Source organism: Streptomyces sp. NPDC029674 (assembly GCF_044903205.1).
Classification (GTDB): Bacteria; Actinomycetota; Actinomycetes; order Streptomycetales; family Streptomycetaceae; genus Streptomyces.
On sequence record NZ_JBJDPY010000002.1, the window covers coordinates 469419 to 486790 of the forward strand.

At 70.6% G+C, this 17372-nt stretch carries 16 protein-coding genes and 2 pseudogenes; 7 read left to right on the forward strand and 11 right to left on the reverse strand.

Features of this window, described 5'->3' with window-relative positions:
• The first annotated feature begins 21 nt into the window (after positions 1-21).
• Together ACI2L3_RS06070 and ACI2L3_RS06075 are read left to right on the forward strand one after the other, a co-directional pair.
• Positions 22-2091: an APC family permease gene (locus ACI2L3_RS06070; protein ID WP_404751087.1), complete on the forward strand. Its 2070-nt coding sequence runs from the start codon at positions 22-24 to the stop codon at positions 2089-2091.
• Between the two features lie 132 nt (positions 2092-2223).
• Positions 2224-3585 carry a class I SAM-dependent RNA methyltransferase gene (locus tag ACI2L3_RS06075; RefSeq protein WP_404751088.1) on the forward strand — a complete coding sequence of 454 codons (1362 nt, stop codon included), beginning with the start codon at positions 2224-2226 and terminating at the stop codon, positions 3583-3585.
• Between the two features lie 70 nt (positions 3586-3655).
• Here ACI2L3_RS06075 and ACI2L3_RS06080 read toward each other — a convergent pair whose 3' ends face one another.
• The 9 genes and pseudogenes from ACI2L3_RS06080 to ACI2L3_RS06120 form a co-directional block, all read right to left on the reverse strand.
• On the reverse strand, positions 3656-4054 hold the full coding sequence (locus ACI2L3_RS06080; protein ID WP_404751089.1) for a type II toxin-antitoxin system VapC family toxin: 399 nt from the start codon (positions 4052-4054) through the stop codon (positions 3656-3658).
• Positions 4051-4341, reverse strand: coding sequence for a hypothetical protein (locus tag ACI2L3_RS06085; protein ID WP_404751090.1), 291 nt, complete (start codon positions 4339-4341; stop codon positions 4051-4053). Before ACI2L3_RS06085 ends, ACI2L3_RS06080 begins: the two co-directional genes overlap by 4 nt.
• Before the next feature lie 102 nt (positions 4342-4443).
• Positions 4444-5457, reverse strand: a complete 1014-nt coding sequence (locus ACI2L3_RS06090) for a fumarylacetoacetate hydrolase family protein (protein ID WP_404751091.1) — start codon at positions 5455-5457, stop codon at positions 4444-4446.
• A gap of 37 nt (positions 5458-5494) precedes the next feature.
• Entirely contained in the window at positions 5495-6433 is a 939-nt protein-coding gene (locus ACI2L3_RS06095; RefSeq protein WP_404751092.1) for a VOC family protein, read from the reverse strand.
• A gap of 5 nt (positions 6434-6438) precedes the next feature.
• The gene (locus ACI2L3_RS06100) at positions 6439-7446 is read right to left on the reverse strand and encodes an amidohydrolase family protein (RefSeq protein ID WP_404751339.1); all 1008 of its coding nucleotides are present in this window, start codon (positions 7444-7446) and stop codon (positions 6439-6441) included.
• A 137-nt stretch (positions 7447-7583) separates the two neighbouring features.
• Positions 7584-8297, reverse strand: a pseudogene (locus tag ACI2L3_RS06105) (FAD-dependent monooxygenase); the annotation flags it as partial.
• A gap of 384 nt (positions 8298-8681) precedes the next feature.
• Positions 8682-9092 (reverse strand): annotated as a pseudogene (locus ACI2L3_RS06110) (FAD-dependent monooxygenase); the annotation flags it as partial.
• 43 nt (positions 9093-9135) lie between these two features.
• Positions 9136-10116 (reverse strand): cyclase family protein, encoded by a 981-nt coding sequence (locus ACI2L3_RS06115; RefSeq protein ID WP_404751093.1) that lies wholly within the window; start codon positions 10114-10116, stop codon positions 9136-9138.
• Complete coding sequence (locus ACI2L3_RS06120) at positions 10113-11126, reverse strand: fumarylacetoacetate hydrolase family protein (protein ID WP_404751094.1); 1014 nt, start codon at positions 11124-11126, stop codon at positions 10113-10115. The genes ACI2L3_RS06115 and ACI2L3_RS06120 overlap by 4 nt, the downstream gene beginning before the upstream one ends.
• 163 nt (positions 11127-11289) lie before the next feature.
• Here ACI2L3_RS06120 and ACI2L3_RS06125 point away from each other — a divergent pair, with 163 nt between their 5' ends.
• Positions 11290-12207: a LysR family transcriptional regulator gene (locus ACI2L3_RS06125; RefSeq protein WP_404751095.1), complete on the forward strand. Its 918-nt coding sequence runs from the start codon at positions 11290-11292 to the stop codon at positions 12205-12207.
• A gap of 52 nt (positions 12208-12259) precedes the next feature.
• On the opposite strand, the gene ACI2L3_RS06130 is transcribed toward ACI2L3_RS06125, so the two are convergent.
• Positions 12260-12757: an arsenate reductase ArsC gene (locus tag ACI2L3_RS06130; RefSeq protein WP_404751096.1), complete on the reverse strand. Its 498-nt coding sequence runs from the start codon at positions 12755-12757 to the stop codon at positions 12260-12262.
• A 345-nt stretch (positions 12758-13102) separates the two neighbouring features.
• On the opposite strand from ACI2L3_RS06130, the gene ACI2L3_RS06135 reads away from it, so the two are divergent.
• Positions 13103-13411: an ArsR/SmtB family transcription factor gene (locus ACI2L3_RS06135; RefSeq protein ID WP_404751097.1), complete on the forward strand. Its 309-nt coding sequence runs from the start codon at positions 13103-13105 to the stop codon at positions 13409-13411.
• A complete protein-coding gene (gene arsB, locus ACI2L3_RS06140; RefSeq protein ID WP_404751098.1) occupies positions 13408-14526 on the forward strand; it encodes an ACR3 family arsenite efflux transporter in 1119 nt (372 codons plus the stop codon). The genes ACI2L3_RS06135 and arsB overlap by 4 nt, the downstream gene beginning before the upstream one ends.
• A 54-nt stretch (positions 14527-14580) precedes the next feature.
• Here the strand turns inward: arsB and ACI2L3_RS06145 are convergent, their stop codons facing one another.
• On the reverse strand, positions 14581-14964 hold the full coding sequence (locus ACI2L3_RS06145; RefSeq protein WP_404751099.1) for an ArsR/SmtB family transcription factor: 384 nt from the start codon (positions 14962-14964) through the stop codon (positions 14581-14583).
• A 300-nt stretch (positions 14965-15264) separates the two neighbouring features.
• On the opposite strand from ACI2L3_RS06145, the gene ACI2L3_RS06150 reads away from it, so the two are divergent.
• Together ACI2L3_RS06150 and ACI2L3_RS06155 are read left to right on the forward strand one after the other, a co-directional pair.
• Positions 15265-16662, forward strand: a complete 1398-nt coding sequence (locus tag ACI2L3_RS06150; protein ID WP_404751100.1) for an NAD(P)-binding domain-containing protein — start codon at positions 15265-15267, stop codon at positions 16660-16662.
• Between the two features lie 38 nt (positions 16663-16700).
• Entirely contained in the window at positions 16701-17099 is a 399-nt protein-coding gene (locus ACI2L3_RS06155) for an ArsI/CadI family heavy metal resistance metalloenzyme (RefSeq protein WP_404751101.1), read from the forward strand.
• Positions 17100-17372: the final 273 nt, after the last annotated feature.

The following is a 17372-nucleotide window of genomic DNA, read 5'->3' on the forward strand; positions in this document are numbered from 1 at the left end:
CGAACGCTTACGATCCTCTCCGTGTCCAAACTGACCGACGTGCCCAAACGGATCCTCATCGGGCGCGCACTGCGCAGTGACCGGCTCGGAGAGACTCTCCTGCCGAAGCGCATCGCACTCCCCGTCTTCGCGTCCGACCCGCTCTCGTCCGTGGCGTACGCGCCGGGAGAGGTCCTTCTCGTCCTCTCCATCGCGGGAGTGTCGGCCTACCACTTCAGCCCCTGGATCGCCGTCGCGGTCGTCGTGCTGATGTTCACGGTCGTGGCGTCCTACAGACAGAACGTGCACGCGTACCCGAGCGGTGGTGGCGACTACGAGGTCGCCACCACCAACCTCGGACCCCGCGCCGGCCTCACCGTCGCGAGCGCCCTGCTCGTCGACTACGTCCTGACCGTGGCCGTGTCGATCTCCTCGGGCATCGAGAACCTCGGCTCGGCGGTGCCGTTCGTGGTCGAGCACAAGGTGCTCTGCGCGTCGGCCGTGATCCTGCTCCTCACCGTGATGAACCTGCGCGGTGTGAAGGAGTCCGGGAAGCTCTTCGCCATCCCGACGTACGTCTTCGTGGCCGGCGTCTTCATCATGATCGCGTGGGGCGCCTTCCGGGGCATCGTCCTCGGCGACACCATGGACTCGCCGACCGCCGACTACGAGATCAAGCCCGAGCACCAGGGCCTCGCCGGCTTCGCCCTCGTCTTCCTGCTCCTGCGGGCCTTCTCCTCGGGCTGTGCGGCGCTCACCGGCGTCGAGGCGATCAGCAACGGCGTCCCGGCGTTCCGCAAGCCGAAGTCCAAGAACGCCGCGACGACGCTCGCCCTCATGGGCGGCCTGGCCGTCACGATGTTCTGCGGCATCATCGGCCTCGCCATGGCGACCAACGTCCACATGGCCGAGAACCCGGCGCACGACCTGCTCGACAACGGCGTGGCGGTCGGCAGCGACTACGTACAGAACCCGGTGATCTCCCAGGTCGCCGAGGCCGTCTTCGGCCACGGCAGCTTCCTCTTCATCATCCTGGCGGCCGCCACCGCGCTGGTCCTCTTCCTCGCGGCCAACACGGCGTACAACGGCTTCCCGCTGCTCGGCTCGATCCTGGCGCAGGACCGCTACCTGCCGCGCCAGCTGCACACCCGCGGCGACCGCCTCGCGTTCTCCAACGGCATCGTGCTGCTCGCCGGCGCGGCCGCGCTCCTCGTCGTCATCTACGGCGCGGACTCGACCCGCCTCATCCAGCTCTACATCGTCGGCGTCTTCGTCTCCTTCACGCTCAGCCAGATCGGCATGGTCCGGCACTGGAACCGCCACCTGGCCACCGAGAAGGACCAGAACAAGCGCCGCCGCATGGTCCGCTCGCGCGCGATCAACACGTTCGGCGCGTTCTTCACGGGCCTCGTCCTCGTCGTCGTCCTCGTCACCAAGTTCACGCACGGCGCCTGGGTCGCGCTGCTCGGCATGTGCATCTTCTACGCGACGATGACGGCGATCCGCCGCCACTACGACCGCGTGGCCGAGGAGATCGCCGCCCCGGAGACCCCCAGCGACGACAGCATGCGCCCCTCCCGGGTCCACTCGATCGTCCTGGTCTCCAAGATCCACCGCCCGACGCTGCGCGCGCTGGCCTACGCGAAGCTGATGCGCTCCCACACGCTGGAGGCGCTCAGCATCAACGTGGACCCGGCGGAGACCAAGGCCCTCAAGGAGGAGTGGGAGCGCCGCGGCATCACGGTCCCCCTGAAGGTCCTCGACTCGCCGTACCGCGAGATCACCCGCCCGATCATCGAGTACGTCAAGAACCTGCGCCGCGAGAGCCCGCGCGACGTCGTCAGCGTGATCATCCCCGAGTACGTGGTGGGCCACTGGTACGAGCACCTGCTCCACAACCAGAGCGCCCTGCGCCTCAAGGGCCGCCTGCTCTTCACGCCCGGCGTGATGGTGACCTCCGTCCCCTACCAGCTCGACTCCTCCGAGGCCGCGAAGAAGCGGGCGCGCAAGCGTTCGGAGTGGAACGCGCCGGGTGCGGTGCGGCGGGGGCCTGTGGAGAAGCCGAAGCGTACGAAGGAGCCGAGCAAGAAGGAGCCGAGCAAGAAGGCCTGAGACTCCTGAGGCCCTCAGGTCCGTCTTGGTAAGGCGGCCGGACGACACCCACGTAGACTGGTGGGCTGTAGTCCGGCCGTCCCCCTTTTCACCCTTACGTTTTTTACCCTTACGTTGTGGAGTCACCCCGCCATGCAGGCAGAACCGAACAATCCGCAGGCGGGGAACGCTCAGGCGGCCGTGTCACTGGTCGGCCGGGAGTACGAGGTCGAGATCGGCCCCGTCGCGCACGGCGGCCACTGCATCGCCCGTACCGCCGAGGGCCAGGTGCTCTTCGTACGGCACGCGCTGCCCGGCGAGAAGGTCGTCGCCCGCGTGACCGAGGGCGAGGAGGGCGCACGCTTCCTCCGCGCCGACGCGGTCACGGTCCTGGACCCGTCCAAGGACCGCGTGGAGGCCCCCTGCCCCTACGCGGGTCCCGGCCGCTGCGGCGGCTGCGACTGGCAGCACGCCAAGCCGGGCGCGCAGCGCCGCCTCAAGGGCGAGGTCATCGCCGAGCAGCTCAAGCGGCTCGCCGGTCTGACCCCCGAGGAGGCGGGCTGGGACGGCACGGTCATGCCGGCGGAGGGCGACAAGGTCCCGGCCGGCGAGGTCCCGTCCTGGCGCACGCGCGTCCAGTACGCGGTGGACACCTCGACCGGCAAGGCAGGCCTGCGCCGCCACCGCTCGCACGAGGTCGAGCCGATCGAGCACTGCATGATCGCTGCTGAGGGCGTCTCGGAACTCGGCATCGAGCAGCGCGACTGGACGGGCATGGCATCGGTCGAGGCGATCGCGGCGAGCGGCTCCCAGGACCGCCAGGTGATCCTTTCCCCTCTCCCCGGCGCCCGCCTCCCCATCGTCGAACTGGACAAGCCGGTCTCGGTGATGCGCGTCGGCGAGAAGGACGGCGGAACGCACCGCGTCCACGGCCGCCCCTTCGTCCGCGAACGCGCCGACGGCCGCACGTACCGCGTCGGCAGCGGCGGCTTCTGGCAGGTCCACCCGAAGGCCGCCGAGACCCTCATGCTGGCCGTCATGCAGGGCCTGACCCCCCGCAAGGGCGAGTCGGCCCTCGACCTCTACTGCGGCGTCGGCCTCTTCGCGGGCGCACTGGCCGACCGCGTCGGCGAGAAGGGCGCGGTGCTGGGCATCGAGTCCAGCAAGCGCGCGGTGGAGGACGCCCGCCACAACCTCGCGTCCTTCGACCGCGTCCGCATCGAACAGGGCAAGGTCGAATCGGTCCTCCCCCGCACAGGCATCACCGAGGTCGACCTCATCGTCCTGGACCCCCCGCGCGCAGGCGCCGGCAAGCAGACGGTCCGCCAGCTGGCGGCACTGGGCGCGCGACGCATCGCCTACGTGGCTTGCGATCCGGCGGCGTTGGCGCGGGATCTGGGGTACTTCAGGGATGGGGGGTATCGGGTGCGGACTCTTCGGGCGTTTGATTTGTTTCCTATGACGCATCATGTGGAGTGCGTCGCGATTTTGGAGCCTGTTGAGAAGGGCCGCTGATCTGGGGATTCGCCGAGTGTGCCTTCCGGCCCAAAGCGCTGAGTCCGGGGGGATGCTTGCTCTGGTGGCGCTACACCTTCTCGGTCGCGATGCGTGAGTGGTCGGCGGTGAGCAGGGCGATGTCCTCGACGTCTGACGTCAGGATCGTCACGCGTCCGTGGTGGGTGGGTGCCGTGGCGCAGAGCATGGCGTCGATGGCGTACTTGTGGCCGTGCAACCCGGCCGTGCGCAGCAGGGTGGCGGCGGACTGGGCGAGGGCCTGGGTGACCGGCTCTACGCGTAGTCGGGACAGAGTCCATTTCAGTGCCGCGTCATTGATTCTGGGGTGGATCACCTCGACCAGCACTGCGGCGGAGGTGACCACCGGCAGGTCCGCGTCGCGGGCGGCGGTGAGCCACTCGTGGACCTCTCGGTCGCGTTGAACGGCCTTCGCCAAGCCCTCGCTGTCAAGGACGAGGGCGCCGCTCACGCGGGGGCCCCGGCACCGGAAGCGGGGGTGGTTCCGGTGAGCTTGGCTCGCTTGGCGGCCACGGCCTCCGGGTCGGCCGGTCCGTTGGCCTGGTCGAAGTCGGCGATCAGCTCGTCCAGGTTGTCTCGCTCGATCTGGCGTTGTGCGGCCTTCTCCAGGTACGCGGATACGCCGCGCTTGCCGACCCGCTCCCGGATTGCCTGCAGGGTGCCGGCGGTGAGGGAGACGGAGATGCCGCTGCTGGGCCCGTCGCCGGGCAGGAAGGCGGCGGTGTCGTCATCAGCCATGACACGAGTATGGCATTTCGAATGCTATACGGCGACGCCTTGCCGAGTCCCTGTCGAACTCCTTGGGGCGAGCCGGCGGGGCTCGTACGTCGGCGCACGTGGTTACGGTCGTTCGCGGGAGCGGCGTCGGGCCGGGGGCAGGGGAATCGGGGCGGGGCCGGTTACTACCGTGTTGGAGAGTGTGCCGAGGGCTTCGGCGGTGAGGGTTACTGTGTCGCCGGGCCTCAGGGGTGGTGGGGTGTGGGTGCCGTGGAGGCCCCAGAGTTCTGCCAGGCAGCCGCCGTTGCCGCAGGTGCCGGAGGCCAGGATGTCGCCGGGGACGATGCGGGTGCCGCGGGAGGCGTAGGCGGTCATTTCCTCGAAGGTCCAGCTCATGTTGGAGAGCAGGTCCTTGCCGATCGTCTCGCCGTTTACCTCGGCGGTCAGGGTCAGGCGCAGGAAGCCGTCGGTGTCGCGGTGAGGTTCCAGCTCGTCGGCCGTGACGAGGTACGGGCCGAGGGTGGTGGCTGTGTCCTTGCCCTTGCAGGGGCCCAGGCCCACCTTCATCTCGGCGGACTGGAGGTCGCGGGCGGACCAGTCGTTGAAGATCGTGTAGCCGACGATGTGGTCGCGGGCCTGTTCGGGCGTGAGGTCCGACCCCTCGCGGCCTATGACGGCGGCGACCTCGAGCTCGTAGTCCAGAGCGGTGGAGCCGGGCGGCATGGGGATGTCGTCGCCTGGGCCGTAGATCGCGTGCGGGTTCGTGAAGTAGAAGGTGGGCGCCGCGTACCACTGGTCGGGTACGCCGTTGGCGCCGCTTTCGCCGTCGATCGAGCGGCGGACGCCCTCCACGTGTTCCTCGAAGGTGACGAAGTCCCGTATGGAGGTGGGCTGGAGCGGGGGCAGCAGCCGGACCTGGGAGACGTGCGGGCCGGGTGGCGCGTCCAGTGCGGCGGCGCCCGCGTCGAGGAGGGCCGGCAGGCCGCCACCGGAGCGCACCAGTTCGGTGAGTGAGGAGGTGGTGTCGGGCAGGGGGTGCAGCGTGCCGTCGGCCGAGACGACGGCGGCCCGAGTGCGGTGTTGGGGTTGGAGGTGGTGCGGGTGTTCGTGTTGGGGTTTGTAGGTGGTGAATCGCATGGGGCTCCTGGCGCGGACGGGGGTGGGGGTCGGTGGGTCAGACCGGTGGGGCTACGAAGACGCCGCGGTCGGGGTCGTTGAACGACTCCTTGGCTACGAGTTCGTTCATCGGGTTGGCCGTGCCCCACTGGTCGGTGACCTCCGGCTGCGAGAAGTCGTAGACGTGCGGGTGCCAGGTGTCCTCGTCGAGCAGCTCCAGCTCCGTCGTGTACTCGACGGTGTTGCCGTGCGGGTCGAGGAAGTACGTGAAGGTGTTGTCGCCCGCCATGTGCCGGCCCGGGCCCCAGAGCTTCTTGAACCCGGCCCGCATCACCCGGCCCGAGCCGCGCATGTACTCGTCGAGGCCGCGCATCTCGAAGGAGACGTGGTGCAGGGCGGTGTGCGGACCCTGCGCGATCGCCATGGAGTGGTGCTGGTTGGAGATCCGCATGAAGTGCATGACCTCGCCCATGTGCGGTGAGCTGAGGGTGTCGGAGAGGGCGAAGCCGAGATGGCGCTCGTACCACTCCCGGGTCCGGTTCAGGTCGGGGGAGTTGAGGACGACGTGGGAGAGCTTGACCGGGATGGCCTCCTTCTCCTCGATCTTCCGGTGGCGGCGCACCTCGACGTCGGCGGAGACCTCGATGGTGCGCCCGTCGATGTCGAAGAAGCGGAAGCCGTATCCGCCGCCGGGGGTGTCGATCTTGCCCGGTTGTGTCAGCAACTGGACGCCGCCGACGGTGAGTTGCTCGGCCAGTTTGTCTACGTCCGAAGGGGAAGCCGCACCGTACGCGACCAGGTCCAGGCGCTTTTCCTCGGCCTTGCGCAGTCGTACGACGTACTGTTCGGGGCTGCCCTCCGCGGCGAGGAAGGAGATCCCGGAGTCCTCGGCGACCTTGGTCAGGCCCCAGATGCCGGAGTAGAAGTCGAGCTGCTTGTCGTAGTCCGGCACGGCCAGGTCGACGTGCCGCAGGTGCGTGAGCAGGCGTCCGCTCATGGGGATCAGTCCTTCCGGGGGTGGGGGCGGGGGTGGAGGCGGAGGAGGGTGGTCGCGTTGCCGCCCCGTACGGCGTGGAAGTCGGTGTCGGGGAGCTGGGCGGCGCGCAGGGCGTCGACCGGGTCGTCGGTGCCCATGTCGAAGGGGAAGTCGGAGCCGAGCAGGATCTGGGATGTGCCGGCCGACCTCACCAACTCACGCAGTGCGTTGGGGTCGTGGACGAGTGAGTCGAAGTACAGGCGCTTGAGGTAGCTGCTCGGGCGGTGTGCGCAGCCCGCGGCCGCGTCCGGGCGGGCCGACCACGCGTGGTCGGAGCGGCCGATGTGGGTCGGCAGGTAGCCGCCGCCGTGCGCCGCGATGATCTTCAGGCCGGGGTGGCGGTCCAGGACGCCGGAGAAGATGAGGTGCGAGATGGCGACCGCGTTCTCGGTCGGCTGGCCGACCGTGTTGGACAGGTACCACTGGTCCAGGCGCTCGTCGAGGGTGCAGCCGAAGGGGTGCAGGAAGATGATCGCTCCTGTCTCCTCGGCTCTCGACCACAGCGGTTCGTACGCCGGGTCGGACAGCTCGCGGTTTGGTGAGTGGCTGGAGATTTCCACCCCCAACAGGCCCTGGTCCAAGGCGTGTTCCAGGGCCCGTACGGCGGTGTGCGGGTGTTGGAGCGGTGCGAGGCCGAGGCCGCGCAGTCGGGCCGGCGCGGCCGAGCAGTGTGCCGCCGTCGCCTCATTGGCCAGCCGGTACACCTTCTCGGCCGTCTCCTCGTCCGCCCAGTAGTGGTAGTGCGAGGGGGAGGGGCTGACCAGCTGGACGTCCACGCCCTGCGCGTCCATCGCGGCGAGCCGGGCCGCCGGGTCCGTGAGGCGGGGGATCCGCTCGCCGATCATCGGGCCGTTGACCTTCAGCGCGTCCGGCCCGTTGCGCCGGGCGTCCAGGGCTCGCGCCTCGGCGAGGCCCGGCAGGCCGTCCAGCAGTGCCTCGATCTCGGGCAGGAGAATGTGGGCGTGGACGTCGATGGTGGGCGGTGGGGTCTCGAGAGCTCGCGTTGAGGTGGTGGTCTCGGGAGTTACTGGCGGCGTGGTCTCGCCTGCTCCCGCCGGGGTCGTCGCGGCAGTTCTCGTCGGTGTGGGCCGGGCAGCTCCCGTCGGCGTCGTCACGGCAGCTCCCGCAGCATGGTCATCGTGCGGCCCATCAGGCCGGGTACGTCCGCGTTACGGACCCCGTCCAGCTGCCACTGGCCGATCTGCACGGAGGCCTCCACCACGGGTCGTACGCGCGCGACGCGTCGCTCGTAGTACGCCTGGAGGAGCGCGTCGTCCCAGGTGTCGGTGGCGGTCAGCATCTGGGTGAGCACCCAGGCGTCCTCCAGCGACAGGGCCGCTCCCTGGGCCAGGGTGGGCGGGCAGCAGTGCGCGGCGTCGCCGATGAGGACGACCCGGCCGCGGTGCCAGGAGCCCTGCACCAACAGCCGGTCGAACCGGGTGTAGTTGACCTGGGACGGGTCGGTGATGTGTGCCGTGATCTCGGGCCAGTGGCCGCCGTAGTGCTGGGCCAGGGCGCGCATCTCGTCCGCGTACGAGCCGGCCGGTATGGCGGCCCGGTCGCGGTTGGCCTCGACGACGAACGCGTAGAGCGTGCTGTCGCTGGTCGGGCAGTAACCGGCGATGTAGGCGGTGCCGCCGTAGGTGAGATCGGCGCGGGTCATGCCGGCGGGGCGGGGCGCGGCCACGCGCCAGATGGCCATGCCGGTCGGCTGCGGCTCGTCCGTGATGCCGATGGCCGCGCGGGTGGCGGAGCCGAGGCCGTCGGCGGCGATCACCAGGTCGTAGCGGGAGACGGTGCCGTCGTCGAAGGACACCGTGACGCCGGGCTCGTCGCCCGGGGGTGTCGTGATACCGGCCCCGTTGCCGGAGGGCGTCGTGATACCGGGCCTGTCACCGGGGGAGTCCGTGACGCCGGGCTTGCCACCAGAGGGCGTCGTGACGCCGGGCACGTTACCGGGGAAGTCCGCGACGCTGGGTTCGCCGCCGGAGGGCTCCGTGACCCCGGCCCCGTTATCGGGGGAGTCCGTGACACCGGGCCCGTCATCGGAGGAGTCCGTGATGCCGGGTTCGCCGCCGGAGGGCTCCGTGACGCCGGCCCCGCTACCGGGGGAGCCCGTGGCACCGAGCCCGTCACCGGAGGGATCCGCGACACCGGCCCCGCCGACGGAGGCACCCGTGACCCCGGCCCCGCCACCGCAGGACTGTTCCAGGGACGTGGCGCGGACACCGAGGCGGACCGTCGCCCCGCTCGCCCGGACCGCGTCGATCAGGATGCGCTGCAAGTGGGATCGCTGCATGCCGACGGTCGCGGGCAGGTCGTCGCCGCCGGTGCGCAGGTCCTCGGCGACGTGCAGGACCGTGCCGTCGGGGGCGGTGATGCCGACCGAGCTGAAGCCGTAGCCGGACTTCTCCACCTCGTCCCAGACGCCGAGTTCGCGCAGCACGCGCAGGGCGTTGCCCTGGAGGGTGATGCCGGAGCCCGCGGTGGCGTTCCAGTCGTCCTTCGCCTCGATCAGGTCGACTGTGATCCCGGCGCGGCGCAGCAGGATCGTGGCGGCGTTGCCGGCCGCGCCGCCGCCGATGACGAGGACCGTGCGGGGTGTGCTCGTACTGCTCATAAGTAACTCCTGTGTCCCTGTGTGTCCCTCAGGAAGGTCGGGACTACTTGACGGCGATCGGGTTGACCGGTGAGCCGACGGCGCCGGTGATGGGCAGGGGAGCGGCGGTGAGCCAGAAGGCGTACGAACCGTCGTCCGCACAGTCGGCGGCGAGCGCGTCGAGGTCCCACATCTCACCTATCAGCAGGCCCATGTTGGGGATCGCGACCTGGTGCAGGGGCTGGAAGGCGTGCTCGAATTCGTTCGGGCGGACCTCGAAGCCCCAGGTGTCGGTGGCGATCGCGGCGATCTCGGTGCGGTGCAGCCAGCCCGCCGTGGTGAACGAGAGGCCCGGCGCGGGCCCGCCGGCGTACTCGCCCCAGCCCTCGCGCCGCGCCCGCGTGAGCCGCCCGGTGCGCACAAGGACGATGTCGCCGCGGCCGACGGTCACGCCGTGCGCCCCGGCCGTGGCGGTCAGGTGCTCCTCTTTGATGGCGAATCCGTCCGGCAGTTCGCCGTCCTCGCCGTCCTCGCCGACGACGCTGCCGACGTCGAGGAGCACGCCGCGCCCGGCGACGTACGGAGCCATGTGCTCGATGCCGGTGACCAGGTCGCCGTCGGAGGTGACGACCCGTTCGGCCGGCCGACCGTTCCACGCCTTGCCGTGGTCGAAGATGTGGCCGAGCCCGTCCCACTGCGTGGAGCACTGCAGCGGCATCGAGATGACGTCGTCGGCGCCGCCGAGCCCGTGCGGGAAGCCCTGGCTGCCGAGGGCCGCGTCGGTGCCGGTGTCCAGCATCGTGTGCACGGGGTTGGTGCGCCGCCGCCAGCCCTTCTGCGGGCCGTCCATGTCGAACCGCTGGGAGAGCGAGAAGCTGACGCCGCGCCGCACGAGGGCCGCGCCTTCGCGGCGCTTCGCCTCGTCCAGGAAGTTGAGGGTTCCGAGGCGGTCGTCCGCTCCCCAACGCTCCCAGTTCGAGTACGCCTTGGCGGCCTCGGCGATCGCACCCTCGGGATCGTTCCGATCCGGGGAGCCGGTGCTCACGACGCCGTCTCCGTCACACAGCGGGTGCGCTGTGCGCCGAGGCCGGTGATGGAGCCGTCCATCAGGTCGCCGTCGCGGAGCAGGCGGCCCCAGTGCATGCCGTTCCCGGCCGGGGAGCCGGTCAACACCAGGTCGCCGGGGAGGAGTTGAGCGGACTGCGATACGTAGGACACCATGCGGGCCACGTTGAAGATCATGTCCTTGGTGGACTCGTCCTGCATGGTCTCGCCGTTCAGTTTCAGCACCAGGCGCAGATCGTCGGGGTCGGCGATCGACTCGGCGGGTACGATCCACGGGCCGAGCGGGGTGAAACCGGGCGCGTTCTTGCTGCGCAGCCAGTCGGTGCCGATCTGCGGCATGTCGCGGCGGAAGACGGTGGCCCGGTCGGTGAGGTCGTTGGCGATCGTGTACCCGGCGACGTACTCCAGGGCCTCCGCCACGGACACCCGGTGCGCGGGCCTGCCGATGACGGCCGTCAACTCCAGCTCCCAGTCCGGCTTTTCGGACCAGCCGGGCAGTACGACATCGTCGTACGGACCCGTGATCGCGCTCGGCAGCCCGATGAAGACGTACGGGAGGTCCTCCGCCGCCCGCCGGTCCATGATCTCGGCGGCCTCGGCGCGCCGCTCGGCCTCGGGGCGCTCGTCCCCCGGCGCCTTGTGCGCGACGTGCAGATCGATCACGTGCTGCCGGTAGTTGGCGCCGGACTGGAACACCTGGCGCGGCTCGACCGGCGCGTGCACCCGGAACCGTGCCAGCGGCTCGCGCTCCGCGGAACCGTCACCGTCACCGTCGCCGGCCAGGGACCGCAGCCGCGGTAGCACCGTCGGCCAGTCCTCCAGGAGACGGCGGACGGTCAACTGCTCGTCGCCGAGGGCGTCGCGCAGGTCGACGACGTGCCGGTCGGCCGTGACCAGGGCGGGGAACGTCGGGCCTGTCGGGGCGGAGAGCGTCGCGAGGGCGAAGGGGCCTGCGAAGGGCGGGGAAGCGGGAGCGGGTTTCACGGACATGTCCTCCTGATGGCGATGGGTCTAATCTGGACCCGCCACAAGCGATCAGGGAAATCGATTGTGTGGATGGGAGTCATCTGTCCGATGGATCACTCCTGCTCAGTGCCGCCGATGTCCCCGTGCCGCCTACGCCGCACAACAGCCGTACAGCAAGGGAAAGACCGTGAATCTGGCCCGCCTCGACCTCAACCTCGTCGTCGCGCTGCGCGCGCTGCTGGAGGAGCGCAACGTCACCCGCGCCGGGCAGCGCGTCGGGCTGAGCCAGCCGGCCATGAGCGCCGCGCTCTCCCGGCTGCGCCGCCACTTCGACGACGACCTGCTGGCCCGCGTCGGCGGTCACTACGAACTCACCGCCCTCGGGCAGGTCCTGCTCGACCGCACCTCGACCGCCTACGACGTCCTCGAACGGCTCTTCGCCAGCCAGGCCGAGTTCGATCCTGCCCGGGAGAGCCGCGAGTTCAGGTTGGTGGCCTCCGACTACGCCGTCTCCGTCTTCGGCGCCGAACTCGCCCGCGCCGTGCACGAGGAGGCCCCCGGCATCCGACTGCGTTTCACCCAGACCCCGACCAGCGTGGTCGACGACACCGCCACCCTGCTCAGCGCCGTCGACGGACTGCTCATGCCGCACGGCGTCATCAGCGACTTCCCCGCCACCGACCTCTACGACGACCGGTGGGTCTTCGTACTCGCCGACGACCATCCGTCCGTCACGGACCGGCTCACCCGCCAGGACCTCGCGGAACTGCCGTGGGTCACCTACCAGCGCACCTATGACGCACCGGCCGTCCGGCAGCTCGGGATGCTCGGGGTGGAGCCGCGTGTGGAGGTGTCCGTCGACAGCTTCCAGTTGCTGCCGCTGCTGGTGGCCGGCACCCGCCGGATCGCCATGGTCCAGGCCCGGCTCGCCCGCCTGCTCGCACCGATCGCCGCCGTGCGGGTCGTGGAACCTCCCTACGAGGCGGTTCCCCTCCGGGAAGCGCTGTGGTGGCATCCCGTGCACACGCACGATGCCGGGCACATCTGGCTGCGGGAGACGGCCGCGCGCGTCGGTGCGCGGCTGGCCCCGTCGGACGGCGGGTGAACCGGCCGTCCGACGGGCTCCGGCGGCCCCCAGCGAAGGCGTGGTGCGGGGGTCACGCCCCTCGTCGTTGTTCCGCGTCGATCTCGGCGATCAGGGCCTCGACGCGGGTCCTGATCTCGTCGCGGATCGGGCGGACGGACTCGACGCCCTTGCCCGCCGGGTCTTCGAGGGCCCAGTCGAGGTACTTCTTGCCGGGGAAGACCGGGCAGGCGTCGCCGCAGCCCATGGTGATGACGTAGTCGGACGACTGGACCGCCTCGGGGGTGAGGACCTTGGGAGTGGCGGCGGAGATGTCGACGCCGGCTTCCCGCATGGCCTCGACGGCGGCGGGGTTGACCCGGTCGCCGGGGACGGATCCGGCGGAGCGGACCTCGACGCGGTCGCCGGCGAGGTGGGAGAGGAATCCGGCGGCCATCTGCGAGCGGCCCGCGTTGTGGACGCAGACGAACAGGACGGAGGCGGAGGCGGAGGCGAGCGGGGTGGAGGCGGGCGGGCCGGAGGTGGGCTGGCCGGGGGTGGGCTGGTCGGGGCTGGGCGGGGCGGCGGGCATGGGTTTCTTCCTTCATGGGTGTGGCAACAGGTGCGGCGGTGAGATCACCGGCGGCGGGAGTACCCGCGGTGGGAGCGCCCGTGGTGATCTGACCGGCGGTGGGAGTACCCGCGGTGGGAGCACCCGCGGTGATCTGACCGGCGGTGGGAGCGCCCCCGGTAGGAGCACCTGCCGGGGGAGCACCAACCGTGAGAGCACCAACCGTGAGAGCACCAACCGTGAGAGCACCCACCGTGAGAGCACCCACCGTGAGAGGCCCACCATGAGAGCACCCACCATGAGAGCACCCACCATGAGATCACCCCGCGCTGGTATCAGCACCGACTGATGTGAAAGTATCAGTCCATGATGACGTCAGTCGACACTGACCTGATGCGAGTCCTCGCCGACCCGCTCAGGCTCCGGATCGTGACCCTGCTCGCCCGCGAGACGCTGTGCACCACCCACCTGGTGGAGGAGACCGGGGCCCGCCAGACCAACCTCTCCAACCACCTCAAGGTGCTGCGCGATGCGGGGGTCGTGGACACCGAGCCGTGCGGCCGCTTCACCTACTACAAGCTGCGCCCGGACGTCATCGCCACCCTGGCCGGCCAGTTCGCCGACCTGGCCGAATCCGCCCGTGCCGCCGCCGACAACAAGAGGGCCTGCCCGTGACCCGCACCGACACCCCCGCCCCCGGCCCTGTCCCCGCCCCCGCGACGGGCGAGGAATCCTCGATCATCGCGAAGCTGTCGACCCTCGACCGGTACCTCGCCGTGTGGATCCTGCTCGCGATGGGCATCGGGCTCGGCCTCGGGCGCCTCGTCCCAGGGCTGGGCGACGCGCTGTCGAAGGTCGAGATCGGCGGCATCTCCCTGCCCATCGCCGTCGGCCTGCTCGTGATGATGTATCCGGTCCTGGCCAAGGTCCGCTACGACCGCCTGGACACGGTCACCGGCGACAAGAAGCTCATGGTCTCGTCGCTGGTCATCAACTGGATCGCCGGCCCGGCCGTGATGTTCGCGCTCGCCTGGATCTTCCTGCCGGACCTGCCCGAGTACCGCACCGGCCTCATCATCGTCGGCCTGGCCCGCTGCATCGCCATGGTCATCATCTGGAACGACCTGGCCTGCGGCGACCGCGAGGCCGCCGCCGTCCTGGTCGCCCTCAACTCGGTGTTCCAGGTCGTCGCGTTCAGCCTGCTCGGCTGGTTCTACCTCGACTTGCTGCCGCAGTGGCTGGGCCTCGGTGACGGCCAGGGCCTCGACGTCCCGGTCTGGCACGTCGCGTTGAACGTCGTCGTCTTCCTCGGCGTCCCGCTGCTCGCGGGTTTCCTCACCCGCCGGATCGGCGAGCGGAGGGCGGGCCGCGCGAAGTACGAGTCCGGCTTCCTTCCGAGGATCGGCCCGTGGGCCCTGTACGGACTCCTCTTCACGATCGTCATCCTCTTCGCGCTCCAGGGCGACGCCATCACCTCGCAGCCGCTGGACGTCGTCCGGATCGCGCTGCCGCTACTCGTCTACTTCGCGATCATGTTCTTCGGCTCCTTCGCCCTGGGCAAGGCGCTCGGCCTGGCCTACGACCGCACGGTGACCCTCGCGTTCACGGCCGCGGGCAACAACTTCGAGCTGGCCATCGCGGTCTGCATCGCCACTTTCGGGGTGACGAGCGGGCAGGCCCTCGCGGGCGTCGTCGGGCCGCTCATCGAGGTGCCGGTCCTGATCGGGCTCGTCTACGTGGCGCTCGCCCGGCGCAAGAAGTACGCCCCCGCCTCGCAGGGCGCGCTGTAGGAAAACCCCTGCTGAGGGACGTGCTCGACGTGATGGTGTGGTGGTCCGTGCCGGTCATGCGGTGGAGCGCAGGGTCAGCAGCTGTCCCATGGCTGCCAGCACGGAGGGCTCGACCCGGTAGTAGACCCAGGTGCCGCGCCGCTCGGAGGTGAGCAGGCCGGCGTCCTTGAGCTTCTTCAGGTGGTGGGAGACGGTCGGCTGAGATACGCCGACGTCGGAGATGTCGCAGACGCACGCCTCTCCGCCCTCGTGCGAGGCCACCGCCGAGAACAGGCGCAGCCGCACCGGATCGCCCAGCGCCTTGAACATCCGGGCCGCGGTCTCCGCCTCCTCGGCGGAGAACGGCCGCTCGGTCAGCGGCGGGCAGCAGGGTGCGGTGCCCTGGCCGGCGGGTTCGAGCAGCGGCAACGGCGGCGGTGACGCCTTCGCATTCGACATGCGTCTATGTTGACACATGTCGAAGCAGGGTGGGTGAGTCGGTTGGTCCGGTGTCAGGTGGCGGGCGATGCGAGGAGGGCGCCGGGAGCGGGATGGGGCGGTCCCGCAGTGGCGCGGCCGCGAGTCGGCTGCCCGTTCGCCGCCTTCGAGGGGGGCGGGCCGCGCCACCGATCGCGGCGACAGTGACGCTCGCGAAGCATCCCCCTGAATAGGTGAACGTCTATGTTGACGGTTGTCGAAGCAGGTGTGATGCTGGCCGTACGAGACATCGACAGATGTCGAATCACCAAGGAGCCGACCGTGACCGCGCCGATCCACCACCCGCCCGCCACCGCCGAACTGCCCGTCGTCGTGATCGGCGCAGGGCCCATCGGTCTCGCCGCCGCGGCCCACCTCGTCGGCCGGGGCATCGAACCGCTCGTCCTGGAAGCCGGGCCGGCCCCCGCGACGGCCGTGCGGGAGTGGGCGCACGTGCGGCTCTTCTCCACCTGGGGCGAGGTCGTCGACCCGGCCGCCGAGAAGCTCCTCGCGCCCACCGGCTGGGCCAAGCCGGACGCCGGCACCTACCCGTCCGGCGGTGACTGGGCGGACGGCTACCTCCAGCCGCTCGCCGACGTCCTCGGCGACAAGGTGCGTACCGGTGCCACCGTCACGGGCGTCTCCCGCTCCGGCCGCGACCGGATCGTGGACGCCGACCGGGAGGCCCAGCCCTTCGTCGTCCACGTCACTCACGCCGACGGCCGCGAGGAGCGGATCTTCGCCCGCGCCGTCATCGACGCGTCCGGCACCTGGGCCACCCCGTCCCCGGCGGGCGGCAGCGGCCTGCCCGCCCTCGGTGAGAAGGCGGCCGCCGACCACATCGCGTACCGCGTGCCCGACCTCGACGACCCGTCCGTACGCGCCCGTTACGCGGGTAAGCGCACCGCCGTGATCGGCTCCGGCGCCTCCGCGTTCACCGCCCTCGCCTACCTGGCCGGCCTCGCCAAGGCCGACGACGGCGCGGGCACCAAGGGCGTGTGGATCCTGCGACGCGGCATCAGCGGCTCGACGTTCGGCGGCGGCGAGGCCGACCAGCTGCCCGCGCGCGGCGCCCTCGGCCTGGCCGCGAAGGCGGCCGTGGACGACGGTCACGCGGACGCGGTCACCGGCTTCCGCACCGATGCCGTCGAGCGGGCCGCGGACGGCCGGCTCGTTCTGGTCGCCGAGGACGGCCGCCGCCTCGACCCGGTCGACGAGGTCATCGTCCTGACCGGCTTCCGCCCCGACCTGTCCTTCCTCGACGAACTCCGCCTCGGCCTCGACGAGCGCCTCCAGGCCCCCGTCGAACTCGCCCCGCTGATCGACCCCAACCAGCACTCCTGCGGCACCGTCTACCCGCACGGCGCGAACGAGCTCTCCCACCCGGAGAAGGACGTCTACCTGGTCGGCATGAAGTCCTACGGCCGCGCCCCCACCTTCCTCGCCATGACCGGCTACGAGCAGGTCCGCTCGGTCGCCGCCGCCCTCGCCGGGGACCAGGAGGCGGCGGCTCGGGTGGAGTTGACGCTGCCCGAGACCGGGGTGTGCGGCGGCGCCGGCCTCTTCGACGCCGCCCCTGAAGCGGACCAGTCGCAGGACGTCGGCTGCTGCGCCACCCCTGCCACGCCGTCCGTCATCCAGTTCGGCGTCGGCGCCCCCAGCACCTCCGGAGGCTGCTGACGCACTCCCGTTCCACCTCACCCCGCAGGAGGTACGTCATGTCCCGTGTCCAACTCGCCCTGCGCGTCCCGGATCTGAGCGCGTCCGTCGCGTTCTACAGCAAGCTGTTCGGGGCCGAGCCGGCCAAACTCCGCGACGGTTACGCCAACTTCGCGCTCACCGAGCCCCCGCTCAAGCTCGTCCTGATCGAGGGCGCCACCGGGGAACCGACCCGCCTGGACCACCTCGGCGTCGAGGTCGGCACCACGGCCGAGGTCCACACGGCCACCGGCCGACTGAGTGAGGCGGGCCTGGCCACCACCGAGGAGAACGACACCACCTGCTGTTACGCCCTCCAGGACAAGGTCTGGGTGCACGGCCCCGGCGAGGAGCCCTGGGAGGTGTATGTGGTCAAGGCCGACGCCGGCAGCCTCACGAAACAGCCGCGCTGTCGCTGATCGGCGGCTTCATCGAGGGGAAACGGAGGGCAACCTGACTTACTGCGGGCCCCTGCACCCCCGGGCCCGCAGGGAGATGACGAAGTAGCCGGTCGGCCGTGCCGGGCCGCGGAGGTGCGCTTCTAGGTTCTCCGCCATGGATACAGACAGCGTTCTGGCCCTGGGGCTTCGTAGGGCCGGGGGCATGCGTCCGGCCGTGTTCCAAGGTCCGGATGCGGATGCGGATGCGGATGCGGATGCGGAGGCCGACGTCCGCCGGGGGCCGCCCGTCAC